A 13,812-nucleotide genomic window follows, 5' to 3' on the forward strand; every position below is an offset into this window, starting at 1 on the left:
GTCAGCAGTCTCGATCATGCGGACTGAAGAATTCCGCAGTGGGGCGGCTGGCGCGCTGCACGTGTCCACGTATGAGTGCAGCAACGCGATCCAGCGTGCGGATCTTCTTTTTGTCCATGGGGCCTGGTCTTCGAGTTGGTATTGGGAGTCCTTCTTTCTGCCCTGGTTTGCAGAGCGCGGCTTCAGGGCCAGGGCAGTATCCCTACGCGGGCACGGCGAGTCAAAGGGACGGATACGCTGGTCATCTATTCAGGACTACGTGGATGACGTCTCGGTCGCAGCGCAGGGTCTGACCCGCCCGGTCATCATCGGGCACTCGATGGGTGGCTTTGTGGCGCAGAAATACGCAGCGCGTCATGGCGCTCGGGCGCTGGCGCTCCTGGCCTCGGTTCCGCCTTCCGGGGCGTGGCATGCATTGCGGCGAGTCATTGCTGAACGTCCCTTGGCATTTTTGCGTACGGTTGCAACGCTGGACCTGTACGGTGCCGTAGCCGATCACGCAACAGCCCGGGGCCTGTTGTTTTCCCGGGATGAAAGCCGCACTGACAAAGATCATCTTCTGCAGCGCCTGAAGTCGGAGAGCTTTCGTGCCTTTCTGGACATGCTTCTTTTGCCGATGCGAGGAAAGCGGTCCCCGAACTTGGTCCCCGTCGCCGTATTGGGCGCCGAGTTTGACCAATTGATCAGCATCGCAAACAACGAGGAAACGGCCAGCTTCTATGGCGTCGAGTCACGTGTGCTGCCATTGGCCTCGCACATGTTCATGGTGGACGATCGGTGGTCGGATGCAGCCACACTGATCGAGCACTGGCTCTCGGTTCAGGTTCTCAACGAGGGCGCCAAGCTGCCTGTACCCGCGACGCCTTCAGCGCCAGACGTCCAGTCTGCGGGCGCTGATCACATCAACTCCCTGACGCTACCGACCGCAGACGAAGCGGTGGACCCACCTCGAAAGGCCAAGATGATCGGCGGCATGCAGCACCACCCTCTGATTTTGTCGTCACTGTTGACTCATGCGGAAGAGGGCCACCATCACACGCCCATTTGGTCGCGAGAGGCGCCAGCGCGCGTGGCTGAACTTGGCGTGATCGTGCGGCAAGCCTGGGGAGATACGGCCAGGCGCGCCAGGTGCATTGCGTCAGTGCTGAAAGCCTTTGGCGTTGATGAAGGCGACCGGATTGGATCGATTGCGTGGAACACGCACCGCCATCTGGAGCTCTACTATGGCGTCACGGGAATCGGGGCTGTTCTGCACACCATCAACCCGCGTCTGTCCCTGGATCACCTGCGCTTCATGATCCACCAGGCCGAAGACGAAGTACTTTTCTATGACGGTACGTTCGCTGGACTCGTTGACACCTTGAGGCCGCTGTGCCCGAAGGTTCGGCACTGGATTCAGTTGTCCCGCGCGCCCGTCGGTCTTGAATGGCGAGATCAGGCCTATGACGAACTCATTTCGGGCGCTGCGCCACTGTCAAGCTGGCCCCAACTTGACGAAAACTCTGCGGCTGCTCTGTGCTACACCTCCGGTACCACCGGATATCCGAAAGGTGTTCTCTACTCTCACCGCGCACTGGTGCTCGAGTCGATGACGGCCATCGGCCCGGACGCTCTCGGATTGACTCGGTCCGATACGGTCGCACCTGTGGTGCCCATGTTCCATGTCAACGCCTGGTCGATACCCTTTGCCGCTGCCATTGCCGGTGCCTCACTGGCATTACCCGGATCCAATCTGGGAGGAGAGGCGTTGCACGACCTGTTCGAGAAAACCGGGACAACCCTGTCCGCAGGCGTGCCCACCATCTGGCAATCGCTGCTCGCGTATTTGGACGGTACGGACGGCACGTTCTCCACCATGCGGCGGACCATCATCGGTGGTTCTGCGGTGACACAACCCATGGTGAGAGCTTTTCGGGAACGGCATCGCGTAGAGGTCATTCATGGCTGGGGCATGACCGAGACTTCTCCTCTGGGCACCATCAGTTCACTGACGGCGGCAGAGGCTGCCACGTTGTCGCCGGAAGAGGCCGCTGCCCGCCTGAGGTGCCAGGGGCGCGCGCCGTTCGGGGTACGACTGAAGCTGGTCAATCCGGAGGGACATGTTCTTCCTCATGATGGCAAGTCTGCAGGCCATCTGATGATTTCTGGTCATTGGGTGGTCGACAGCTACTTTCGCGGCGACAAGATCACGACGACCGACGGTTGGTTCGACACGGGGGACATTGCCACCCTTGGCTCGGACGCCGTGATGGTCATCACGGACCGGGACAAGGACTTGATCAAGTCCGGTGGAGAGTGGATCAGTTCTATCCAGCTCGAAGCGATTGCTCTGCAGCACCCTGGTGTGGTGGAGGCGGCTGCAATTGCCGTCCCGCACCCGCGGTGGGGAGAGCGCCCGCTGGTTGTTTGTGTCTCTTCCGGCAGTGGTGCCATCACCACGGCGGAAATCCGGCGGCTGTTTGAAGAGAAGCTGCCCTCCTGGCAGGTCCCGGACGTCGTGATGTCTGCGCAGCTGCCAGTGGGTGCGACGGGAAAAGTCGTGAAGATGCAACTTCGCCAAGCGTATTCTGAGCACTACAAAACCGCATGAGACAAGCAACATTCACTGTGCTATCTATCCGAAACCTGCTGTGCCATCTTCAAACTCAGTGCAAGTCGGCAGGCGCTCCGCAGCACTTCTTGAACTTCTTGCCGCTGCCGCAAGGGCAGGGCTCGTTTCGGCCCACCTTCGTCTGCAGCGTCCGGGCCACCGCTCGTTCGTGAATGGCCAGGCGCAGGGGTAGCCAGTGGGCGTGCATGCCCAGGACGGCTTCGGGGATCTGCAAGGCCAGTTCAGCCCTCTGTGCCGGCGTGCGCGTGAGCGCGTCCTGTTCGGGCCCGAAGTCGTCCTCTCCCAATAGTCCGATCGGCCGGTACCAGGCTCGGCCCTGATCCGTCTCCAGCAGGGGTTGCCAGTCGGCACGGCAGAGGTCCACGCCCTGTACGAAGCCCCAGGCCCAACCCTCGGCGTCATCGAACTCTTGACCCTCGAACTCCCTCACGGACCAATGGGGGTAGATGTCAGGCTGCTCATCCTCCAGGGCGGCGATGATGCTGTTGAAGTGGCGCATCACCAGCTCCAGGATCCGGTCGATCTGCTCGATGCTCTGTGCAGCCGGCACCATTCCCTGAACCTGCGTATGTCCCCAGATCGGCGGCAGCCACTGCTGGGGCTTCAGTGTCGTGGGCCCGATGGCCACGGCGTGCATGTAGCCGTCCATCGTGTCGAACATCATCGCCTCGGCCCCGTCGCGGTCTTCCATCAGGAAGGCTTCGAGTTCATCAATCTCCTCGTCGGAGAGCGGGGGGAAGCCTTGGGGGGTGATCGGTATCATCAATTCACGGTCCTGGTTGATCTCGTCGATGCGCGTTCCTGGGGCGTATGTCCGGCGATGCCTCTAGGAGGCTGTCGGACTTGGGTGTCGCCGGCTGCAAATCGGCCGCAGCGGCGGCTTTTTCACCGGCTTTTTGCCCCATAGCTGGGCTATGGGGCTGCAAATCCGGCAAAAACTGTCCTCGCTGGGGCCGATTCTCGCTCTCGGCGCCCCAAGTCCGACAGCCTCCTAGATCGACAGGATGGCAGGCTTGAGCCCACCCGCGCGGCGCCCGATCAGAACGGGTCGGTCTCAGCCGCTGACTGGGCTGTTTTGCGTCTGCTCGCACGCCTTGATGCGCTTCTTGGATTCGGCCGTGCTGCGGCTGAAGCCGATGGACTCGTTGTCGGTCTCCAAGATGTGGCGGTGGTGCGTCAGGCAGTCCAGCAGCGCCGTGGTCCATCACCGTGGAATGCTGTCCGCCATCACAGCGGAATGGCGTCTGGGATGGCTTGGAATACGCACCATCAGCTGCGCGGTGTGCTGAGCCTGCTGGCGCAGGCGCTGCATGCTGGGCTTCAGCCGCCGCCGCTCGGGTTGGGCGGCGTCACCTCAGGCCGCTGGCGGTGACATGAGTTTTGCAGGGCCGACGATTTAGGGTCAGCGCAGCACCGAGACTGCCAACGCCAGGGATGCACGGACTGGGTTGGGCTGAGTCAGCGCGAACTTGGGCTCATGAAGGGCAATGGTCCCGGGCCGTCTGATGATGCCGAGGTGCCCGAGCCGGGCTCCTCTGCAGTCCTGAACAAACCCACGCGCGCCGGCAGTGTTTCGCGGTCAAGTTCTGTTCGCAGGGCCACATGCTTCCAGAGGTGCGCCAGTGCACCGCGAAAGTCACCTTGGCGTTCCAGCAGTCGCGCCAGTTGCTCATGGGCCTGGCTTTGCTGCGGCTTGGATCGAATGCGCTCGGCCAAGGCGAGGCCATGCTCCGTGCTACGGATCGCCGCCGCTTCGTCGCCCCGGGCCAGTGCGATCTCGGTCCAGGTGCGGCTGGCGGCCGCTTCCAGCCAGCTGTGCTCGATATGAGCGGCCAGACCCAACGCAAGGCGGCAGTCGGCAATGGCCAATTGCAGTTGCCCACGGGCAAGCGCGGCTCGGGCCAGATGCCAATGGGCTTCAGCTTCGAAGTCCCGATGTCCGCCGCGCCGAGCCGCAGCCAAACCGTGGCTGAAGTGTCTCTCGGCGTCCTCTAATTGGTTGGTCTCGAAATGACCCACGCCGATGTTCAGTGCCACCTTGGCGGCCAGGTATTCGTCCTGCAAGGGCGCCAGGCGCGCCAGCGCGTCGCGGTGGTAGCGCAGCCCGTTGTTCCAGTCGCCCATTGCGTAGTGCAACTGGCCCAACCCCACGCGCGCTGAGACAGCCACGCGGGCCTCGGCCGCAGCATCTGCCAGCTCCAGAGCGCGCAACCATTGCTCTGTGGCTTCGAGGTAGTTGCCCTGCTGGTAGGCCGCGCGCCCCAGCGCCTCGGCAGCACGTGCGCCCTGCGCGGCGGCGCCAGCGGCTTGCGCCTCGTTGGCAGCTCTGCGCAGCGCGCCCTCTAGCTCAAGGGCGCGGCCACGCGGCTCGAGCAGCGTGAAGCGCCGGCACAGGACGTCAATTGCACCGAGCCGGTCACCCGCTGCACGAAGTCGAGCCTCCTGGGTGTCGAGCTCCCGCAGAAGAATGTCGTTGTCGACAGCCTCACTGGCGGCGGTCAAGCCACGCAAGCTCGCTTCAAGGTCCTGTTCGTGTGGGGTCACGGTCTGATGCGCTGGCATGTACGCCAGCCACTCACTGAATTCCAGAAATGTAAGGCCAACTTAATACCAATTGACGCCCCAGCATCTTGGTATTAAAGTGGTATCTCAATGGCTGACGCTGATATTTTGCCCCTGCATGTGAACCGGCGCGGCCCGGGCGCAGACCTGCGCTGGCTGGTAGGCATTGATGGTGGGGGCACGACAACCCGACTGCGCCTGTGCAGCGTGAAGGGCGAGTTGCTGTCGGAAGCGACGGCCGGCCCGTCGGCACTCGGTCAGGGCATCCATCAAGCTTGGGAGCAAGTCGATCTTGCCTTCGCCCGTGCAGCCGAGAGGGCTGGACTGGAAGGTTTGAGCTGGCGGCAATGTGCCATCGGGTTCGGCGTGTCTGGCGCCAACGTGCGCGACCTTGCTGAGCAGCTCATCGAAGCCGCGCCGGACTGTGCCCTGCTGGCCGTAGACACCGACAGCTTCGCTGCGGTGCTGGGCGCGCATGGCGGCGGCCCCGGCGCGGTGTTGATCGGCGGCACGGGATCGGTGTGCGAGGTGCTGCGCAGCCATGGAACGCGAGCCTCGGTGGGCGGTTGGGGCTGGGTCGTGGGTGACGAAGGCAGCGGCGCCTGGTTGGGAAAACAAGGGGTTCGACAAGTACAGCATGCGCTTGACGGCCGCGGATCCAGCGGGCCGATGACACGTGCGTTGCTTGAATCGATCGGCGGCGGCACAGAGACCTTCAAGCAATGGTGCGCAGCGGCGAGGCAAACCGAGTTCGCCGCGCTGGCGCCTGTGTTGTTCGACTGCGAGGCAGAGGATCCCGTTGCACGCGGCATTCTCGACGCCGCTGCGCGCGCGCTCGAGGCCCTGGCCGATGCGGCCGACCCCTCCGGCCAGTTGCCGCTGTGCTTGTCCGGCAGCGTGGCGTTGCAATTGGCGCCGCGAATGCGTGCACACTTGTTGGCACGCCGCGTGCTGCCGCGGGCCGATGCCACCTGGGGCGCGGTGGAACTGGCGCGCCGCGCGGCCAATTTGCCCATCTTTGAATGAGCACCCCACTGCCCTTTGCGTTCACCCTGGACAGCGATGCAGCCTCCCCGCTGTACTTGCAGCTGGCGCGTGCGCTGGCGCAGGCGATCGCCGATGGTCATTACAAGTCCGACGAGGCGCTGCCTTCGGAGCGGGTGCTGGCCGACGCGCTGTCGGTCTCACGCGTGACGGCGCGCAAAGCGATTGAACGCCTGGTCGAGCAAGGCTTGATCGTTCGCAAGCGTGGCAGTGGCAACTACATCGCGCCGCGGCTCGAGCAACCTGTCACCCGGTTGTCGAGTTTTTCTGAAGAGTTGCATCAGCGCGGATTCGTTCCAGGCTCACGCTGGCTTCATCGTGGCTTTGCCGCTGCTGCCCCCGACGAACGGCTGTCACTCGAACTACAGCCCGGTGAGCGCGTGGCGCGACTTGAACGCTTGCGACTCGCCGACGGCACCGTGATGGCCTATGAGGTCAGCGTGCTGCCAGCCACGGTTCTGCCTGATCCCATGAAGGTCGAGGCCTCCCTGTACACCCACCTCGCGCAGGGCGGCCACAGCCCTGTGCGGGCGCTGCAGCACATTCGCGCGCTCAATGCCGACGCACGCCTGGCCGGGCTGCTCGAGGTTCCGGTGTCGACGGCGGTGATGTTCATCACGCGGGTGGGCTATGTGGCCAGCGGCAAGGCTGTGGAGTTGACGCACTCCTACTGCCGCAGCGATTACTACGACTTCGTGGCCGAGATGCGGCGCGAGTGAGTCCAGCGGATCGCCCTGTTCTTGATGCAGCTGCACGGTTTCATCCTCACGCCTGATGGCTTTTTGCGCGGCACGCTGCACTGCGAAGGCGGGCGTATCGTCGCCATCGAAGGCTGTTCCGTCCCTGAGACGCAGGCACGGGGCGAGACGATGATCCTGCCTGGATTCATCGATGCCCATGTCCACGGCGGCGGCGGCGCCGACGTGATGGATGCGGGCGAGGCGGTCTTGACGACTGCGCGAACGCATGCGCGCCATGGCACCACCACCCTGCTGGCGACCACGATGACGGCGCCGCTCGAAGAGATCGAGGCGGCGCTCATGGCACTGGCACCCTGGTGCAACCAATCGGTGCCCGGCGCGGCGAACATCGCTGGCGTCCACCTTGAGGGCCCTTACATCAATCCCCAACGCCTGGGTGCGCAACCCGACCATGCCTGGGTGGGCACCTTGCAGCAGGTGCGGTCGCTGTGCCGGCTGGCACCGATCCGGCTTGTCACGCTGGCGCCGGAAGTGCCGGGCCACCTGGCGCTGATCGCGGCGTTGAGTGCCGAGGGTCTGCGCGTGCAGATCGGCCACAGCAATGGCCGCTACGAGGACGGCGTGGCCGCGATCGAACAAGGCGCCAGCGGCTTCACACATCTGTTCAACGCCATGAGCGGCCTGCACCACCGCGACCCCGGCATGGTGGGCGCGGCGCTGGCGCATGCCCGGCATGCCGAAATCATTCCCGACCTCTTGCATGTGCATCCAGGCGCGATCCGCGCTGCACTGAGGGCAATCCCCTGTCTGTACTGTGTCAGCGATTCCACGGCCGGTGCGGGCATGCCCGACGGGCGCTACCGCCTTGGGCGGCATGAGGTCTACAAGTGCCAGGGTGGCGTGCGCCTGGCAGATGGCACATTGGCCGGCAGTGCATTGACGATGGACCAGGCGCTGCGCAATCTCGTCAAACTGGGACTGTCGGTGCAGGAGGCCAGCATGCGGGTGTCGACCATCGCTGCCGACTATCTCGGTCTGAGCGACCGCGGGCGTCTGGTTCCGGGCGCGCGGGCAGACATGGTGGTGCTCGATGGCGAACTCAGCCTTCAGGGGGTCTATGTCGAAGGCGTGGCCATTGATCTGGCAACGTGAGGCCCCACGGCTTCCACCTGCCCGCGAGGCGAGGCTGACGCGATGCCGACCATGACCGAAGTCAGCGGCCTGTCCAGGGCTCGTTTTGAACAGGATGTCGTGCCCGCCTACCAGCCGGTGGTGATTCGCGGGCTGGTATCCCATTGGCCACTGGTTGAACATGCCAATGCGGGTCTGGAGGCCGTACTGCGCTATCTCGACGCCTTCGCCAACCCAGGCCAGACCGTCGACGCCTTGCTCGCTCGGCCCAGTCCCGAGCGCAGTTTCAGCTATCGGGCGAGCCAGGATGGATTCAACTTCGCACACGAGAAGCGCGACCTCGCCGCCATCTTCGAGCAGTTGTGGCGCTACAGCCATTTCGAGGATCCGCCCTGTCTGGCCGTGCAAAGCGCCCTGGTGGCCGAGGCCCTGCCGGGCCTGGAGCGTGCCCACGTCTGCCCGCTGCTTGATGCTGAAGTCTCCGCTCGCATCTGGATAGGCAACCGTGCAACGGTGCCGGCGCACTTCGACGACTCGCACAACCTGGCCTGCGTGGCCGCTGGGAGTCGGCGCTTCACGCTGCTACCGCCGCAGTGCGCGCCACTGTTGTATTTGGCTGCGCCCGATTACGCGCCGACAGGTGCGCCAATGTCCGTGGTGCCTGAGTTGCACAGCGCCAACCTCGACCAGTTTCCACTGCTGCGCGAAGCGCTTGACCAGGCCTTGGTCGCTGAATTGGCGCCGGGTGATGCGGTCTACATTCCGCCGCTGTGGTTTCACCAGGTGCAGGCGCTGGCGCCACAGCTCAACATCCTGATGAACTACTGGTGGCGTCCGGCGGCGCCTCAGGGCCGCAAGGACGATCTGCACATGGCCGCGATGCGCCTGGCAATGCTGGCCTACAGACATCTGCCAGCATCTGAACGTGAAGGATGGCGCGCCCTGCTCGGGCATTACGTCTTCGGTGCGCGGGACCAGGACCTGGCCCATATTCCCGAGACCGAGCGCCGTCTGCTCGGCACCGTCGATGCACCCACCGAGCGAGCCCATCGCGAGGACATCATCCGTCGCTTGCGCGACTGATGGCGACTCACGCAGCATCTGAGGGTCCCGGTCAGAGACCGCTGTACCGTGGCCGCTGAGGTCACCACAGATAAACCTGCAGCGAGGTGTCACCCAGACGCGGCGGTATGTCGACGAGAAGCGCTCTGTGGTCGGGGAAGTTCAAGGCACTGCGCGAGACAAAGTCGTCCACCGACGCCAGTCGATGCCGTGCGTGGTCGACCGTAGGTGGCTGCACCTCGTCTACATCGGGAAAAACACCCATGCCGCACAGCAGCGCATACCAGGACATGATCGGATAGCCCTGGCCAAAGCGGCCTGCCCGCAGCGCTGGCGCCAAGGGCTGGCGCGACATCCACGTCATCAGCACGCCCCGCAGCGAGTCCGACAGGTGCATGTTCTCGGCGTTGGCCACCCAGTAGTCAGTGTCGGTGCGCGAGTTGGTCTTGTAGTGGGCCACGATGTAGTCGCGTGTGTTTTCAAAGCGCTGCCGCATGGTCTCGTTGAAGCGCTCTTGTGCGGCGGGACCGAGGTCGCCGTCCTCCAGGGCCTGGACGAGCATGGCTGCCGTTCGCTGCACAAACAGCAGTGCCGTAGCCTCCAGGGGTTCGATGAAACCCTGCGAGAGCCCCACGGCCACACAGTTGCGGTTCCACACCTGAGCCATGCGGCCAACACGCATCTTCAGGTGACGGGCGCTGACATCGGCGTCCAGCAGTCCCAGATGGCGACGCAACTCGGTCTCGGCCGCGTCGGCGCTGCAGTGTGCGCTGCTGTACACATAACCATTCCCGCAGCGCTGGCGCAATGGAATCTTCCACGCCCAGCCGTACCTCAAGGCGGTAGAGACGGTTTGCGACTCGATCGGGCCTTCCAGCGGCGTCGGCACGGCGATGGCCGCGTCGTTGAAAAGGTTCTCGCCAAACGCAATGAAGGGCGTCTTCAAGGCCTGACCAATGAGCAGCGACGCAAAGCCCGTGCAGTCAACGAAGAAGTCAGCCTGCAACACCTCATCGCCTTCCAGACGCAGGCCACTGACGTTGCCCTGTTCGTCCAACAACACCTGCCGGACATGGCGCGTAAGGTGTTGCACGCCGCGGGCCACGGCCTTGCGACTCAAAAACTGGCCCAGGAGCGTGGCGTCGAAGTGATAGCCATAGCCCACGTCGAAGGGAAAGTTCTCACGGGGGCGTGGCGCCAGGCCGCGCCGCGCCAGCGTGGCCGAGACAAAAAAGCGATCCGGGTGCGCGTCCACGTCGGCGCCATCCAGACGCGCGTGGGCATTGTCGACAAACACCGGCATCACCATGTTGTCGAGCGTCGACGCGAAGGGATGGAAGTAGCGCTCGAAGCCGGGCTTGGTGGACCAGCGCTCAAACGTGATGCCGCTTTTGTAGGTGGCGTTGCAAGCGGGCATCCATTCTGATTCCTCGATGCCAACCACCTCGAAAAATTGGCGCAGCCAATTGGTCGAGCCCTCGCCGACACCAATGATGCCCACCTCGGGCGACTCCACCACCGTGACCTGCAGACGTTGGCCATAGGCAGTGGTGGCCAGCATCAGGGCCGTCATCCACCCGGCCGAACCGCCACCCACCACGCACACGTGCCGCACGGGTGGCGGGATGTCGCGGCCCGGGGTTCGCGTTTGCGCGGCGATGTACTGGTCGATGATGCTGGCGTTGGTGTTGGTGCTGGTGTTGGTGTTGGCGTTGGTGCTCACGATGTCTTGAGGATGAAAAAAGGGAGCGCCTCGGCGCTCCCCCATGTGCTTTGCACGCGGCGCGGGCCGGCACGCGGTGACCGATGGTCTCAGGCCACACCTTGCCGAAGTCGCGACCGCCGTGAATCAGAACTTCACACGCGCCGTGAGGTAGTACTGGCGGCCGTTCTTGTAGATGGCGCGCGGCTGAACATCGGAGGCGTAGTTGACCAATGTCGGGTTGTTCAGGTTCTGCATGTCCAGGGTGATCCCGAAGTTGGCATTGAACTTGTAGCCCAAGGATGCGGACAACACGCCTACGCCCTTCTGGAAGTACTCGGTTCCGCGGTCCAGACCCAGGAAGATGTCGTCCATGTGGTTGTAGTTGACGCGCGCCGAGAACACGTCGTTTTCGTAGTAGCCGGTCAGGTTGACGGCGTTCTTCACGTTTCCGCGCAGCAGCTTGCCGTCCTCGTCGCTGCCATTGGACAGGGTGTAGTTGGCGCCGACGCCGAAGTTGTTGCCAATGGGCGTCTCGAACGCGAACTCCATGCCCGAGACGGTGGCTTTCTTGTTCGTCAGGCCGGTGATGACAAATTGACGATCGACCAGTTGCACATCCCCGCCGCCGCCGGTATTGCCCAGCAGCACGGGGTAGGTCGCCGTGAAGCTGCCGTTGGTGATGTAGCTGGCCAGATCCATGTGGAACGCACCCACCGAGGCATAGGCCCGTGGTGCGAAGTACCACGAGATATTGGCGTCGATGTTGGTAGAGCGCACCGGCTTCAAGCCGGGATTGCCGGCCGTGCCGCCGCCCACGGCGGCGTTGTCCAGGAACATGCCGTTGGTGTTCAACGAGGTGTAGGCCGAAAGCGCCGTGTAGTCGGCCCGTGTCATCGTGCGGCTGACGGACATCCGGCCGACGACGTCTTTGGTGATGTCCAGGCGCACGCTGGCACTGGGCAGCACGTCGGTGTAGGTGCGGGAGTCGGACGTGGCATTGAAGTTGCCGAAGAGCGATGAGACGTCGGGGGTCTCACCGTCGCGGCTGGGGCGGAACGAGCCCGAGGTCTGCTTGGTGCGCACCAGCCGCACGCCAACGTTGCCGCCCCAGGCATCGCCCTCCAGATTGGCCTGCACGTAGACTGCCGTGGTCGACTCTTTCACGCTGTATTCGCCGCCGTCAAATGGCGAGCGGCGCGCGATGGGGTCGCGGTTGGCGAAGCTGGCGTTGTAGGCGGCCAGCGCATCGGCGGGGATGTAGCCGATCTGGGTCGGAAAGCCCGAACCGAGGCCGCTGCCGAAGTTGGACGGGTAGCTCGCTGAAAGTGCCGGCAGGCTGGCCGCGGCGAAGGGCGAGTTCTGCGGCGCATCGACGCCATTGACGGCGCACGCGCTGGGTTGACTCCAGTCGAAGCCCGTCACGCGATATGGGGTGCCGCTGGCGCAGCCCGGCCCTTGGTTGACCGTGGGGTCGGTGTGGCGCTTGTGCGTGGCACTGCGCGCGCCGAACTTCAGGCTGCGCAGCATGCCCGTGTCCAGCTTGTACTCGGCATCCAGTTGCGCCCAGTCTTCCTTGTCGTGCACCACCACGTTCTGCGTACCGAAGATCCAGTCCGCCGTCATGCTCGGGTTGTTGAAGGAGAAGGCGGGTGCCGAGTGCGGGCCGTTGATCGCAAAGCCAGCGCGGTCGGTGCGGATGGCCAGTTCCACCACGTCCTGGCTCAGCGTCTTGCCCTTGCCCTTGGTGGTTCCGATGTTGCTGCTGAGCGTCAGCGCGTTGCTGAGCTTGAACGTGCCTTCGAGGTTGAAGAAGCTGCTTTCGGCCGACGCGTCGCGGGAGATCATGTCGTAGTAGCCGGCGGTGCTGGCATTGGCCCAGTTGAAGGTGCCGCCGGTCAGCGTACGGTCGCCGTTCTTGCCGGTCGTGATCTCGTAGTTGGAGAGGGTCGCACTGTTGATCAGGCCGGGGCGCACGGCCATCAGGTAGTTGCGGTTGTAGTTCTCGGCGCCCAGTTTGGAGCTGAAGCCTGTCAGCACCAGGTCGATGTCCTTGGTGGGGCGGAACTGGGCCTTTACGAGGCCGCCCTTGCGCTCGCGGGTCTGTTCGAAGAGAGCTGAGCCGATCAGATCGGGCAAGTAGACGCCCGCCAGCTCCGGGTGGGCCGCCACCAGGTTGGGCGCGTTGCTGCTGTCCAGCCGGTTGAAGAAGCCCAATGTCTCGACGCCGTCGCGACGCAGGCTGCGCTTTTCCGAGAAGGCCTGCACCATCAGGCCGAAAGTGCGCTCGTTGTTGCGGAAGTTCAGCAGCGCACTGGCCTGAGGATCGCTCTCACCCGCCAGATCGGAATAGACCATGCCAAGGCTGGCTTCAAACGTGAGGTTCTTGCGGAATTCCAGCGGCGTACGCGTGATGATGTTGATCGACCCCGCCGTGCCGCCTTCAATCTGCGAGGCCTCCGCGCTCTTGTGCACTTCCACGCGCGACACCAGTTCCGAGGGCAGCAGCGTGTAGCTCACGCTGCGGCCCACACCGGCACCGGTCTGGTCCAGCACGAACCAGTCACCGTTGGCAATGGCGTGGCCGTCCACCAGGGTTTGCGTGAGGCTGGGGTTGGTACCGCGCAAGCCCACGCGGTCGCGCTCGTCGAAGCCGCCGGAACCTGCAGCGGCACTGGTGATCACGGAGATGCCGGCAATGCGCGACAGTGAGTCGGCGACGTTTTTGTCGGGCATCTTGCCGATGTCCTCGGCGGTGACGACGTCAATGTTTGCATCGGCCAGACGCTTGACGTTGATGGCCTGCTGCAGCGACGCGCGGATGCCGGTGATCTCAACCGTCTGCGTCGGCACCTCGGCTTTGGCAGCCGGCGCGCTGGCGGGCGTTGCGGGCGGGGCGGTCTGGGCAAGGGTGGACACCGGCATCGACAGCAGCGCCACGGCTGCGGTGATCGGCGAAAGGCGGAACTTCATGGAGCTCTCCTGGGTGTAAAGGGTGC

At 64.1% G+C, this 13,812-nt stretch carries 9 protein-coding genes; 5 read left to right on the forward strand and 4 right to left on the reverse strand.

What is annotated here, in order from left to right:
• Window positions 1–16: 16 nt before the first annotated feature.
• Entirely contained in the window at window positions 17–2,590 is a 2,574-nt protein-coding gene (locus KAK07_RS22745; RefSeq protein WP_210863367.1) for an alpha/beta fold hydrolase, read from the forward strand.
• A 55-nt stretch (window positions 2,591–2,645) separates the two neighbouring features.
• On the opposite strand, the gene KAK07_RS22750 is transcribed toward KAK07_RS22745, so the two are convergent.
• Both KAK07_RS22750 and KAK07_RS22760 read right to left on the reverse strand, forming a co-directional pair.
• The gene (locus KAK07_RS22750) at window positions 2,646–3,374 is read right to left on the reverse strand and encodes a UPF0149 family protein (RefSeq protein ID WP_210803159.1); all 729 of its coding nucleotides are present in this window, start codon (window positions 3,372–3,374) and stop codon (window positions 2,646–2,648) included.
• 695 nt (window positions 3,375–4,069) lie between these two features.
• On the reverse strand, window positions 4,070–5,155 hold the full coding sequence (locus tag KAK07_RS22760; RefSeq protein ID WP_210803070.1) for a tetratricopeptide repeat protein: 1,086 nt from the start codon (window positions 5,153–5,155) through the stop codon (window positions 4,070–4,072).
• 108 nt (window positions 5,156–5,263) lie between these two features.
• Between KAK07_RS22760 and KAK07_RS22765 the strand changes: the two genes are divergently transcribed.
• The 4 genes from KAK07_RS22765 to KAK07_RS22780 are packed head-to-tail and all read left to right on the forward strand — an operon-like array spanning window position 5,264 to window position 9,132.
• Window positions 5,264–6,199: a glucosamine kinase nucleotide-binding domain-containing protein gene (locus KAK07_RS22765; protein WP_210803069.1), complete on the forward strand. Its 936-nt coding sequence runs from the start codon at window positions 5,264–5,266 to the stop codon at window positions 6,197–6,199.
• A complete protein-coding gene (locus KAK07_RS22770; RefSeq protein WP_210803068.1) occupies window positions 6,196–6,936 on the forward strand; it encodes a GntR family transcriptional regulator in 741 nt (246 codons plus the stop codon). Before KAK07_RS22765 ends, KAK07_RS22770 begins: the two co-directional genes overlap by 4 nt.
• Window positions 6,937–6,960: 24 nt before the next feature.
• Entirely contained in the window at window positions 6,961–8,070 is a 1,110-nt protein-coding gene (gene nagA / locus KAK07_RS22775) for an N-acetylglucosamine-6-phosphate deacetylase (RefSeq protein ID WP_210803067.1), read from the forward strand.
• 51 nt (window positions 8,071–8,121) lie between these two features.
• Window positions 8,122–9,132, forward strand: coding sequence for a cupin-like domain-containing protein (locus tag KAK07_RS22780; protein ID WP_210803066.1), 1,011 nt, complete (start codon window positions 8,122–8,124; stop codon window positions 9,130–9,132).
• 61 nt (window positions 9,133–9,193) lie between these two features.
• On the opposite strand, the gene KAK07_RS22785 is transcribed toward KAK07_RS22780, so the two are convergent.
• Together KAK07_RS22785 and KAK07_RS22790 are read right to left on the reverse strand one after the other, a co-directional pair.
• Window positions 9,194–10,834 carry a tryptophan halogenase family protein gene (locus tag KAK07_RS22785; protein WP_210803065.1) on the reverse strand — a complete coding sequence of 547 codons (1,641 nt, stop codon included), beginning with the start codon at window positions 10,832–10,834 and terminating at the stop codon, window positions 9,194–9,196.
• A 126-nt stretch (window positions 10,835–10,960) separates the two neighbouring features.
• Window positions 10,961–13,786 (reverse strand): TonB-dependent receptor, encoded by a 2,826-nt coding sequence (locus KAK07_RS22790; protein WP_210803158.1) that lies wholly within the window; start codon window positions 13,784–13,786, stop codon window positions 10,961–10,963.
• Window positions 13,787–13,812: the final 26 nt, after the last annotated feature.

Source organism: Ideonella alba, assembly GCF_018069875.1.
GTDB classification, from domain to species: Bacteria; Pseudomonadota; Gammaproteobacteria; order Burkholderiales; family Burkholderiaceae_C; genus Ideonella; species Ideonella alba.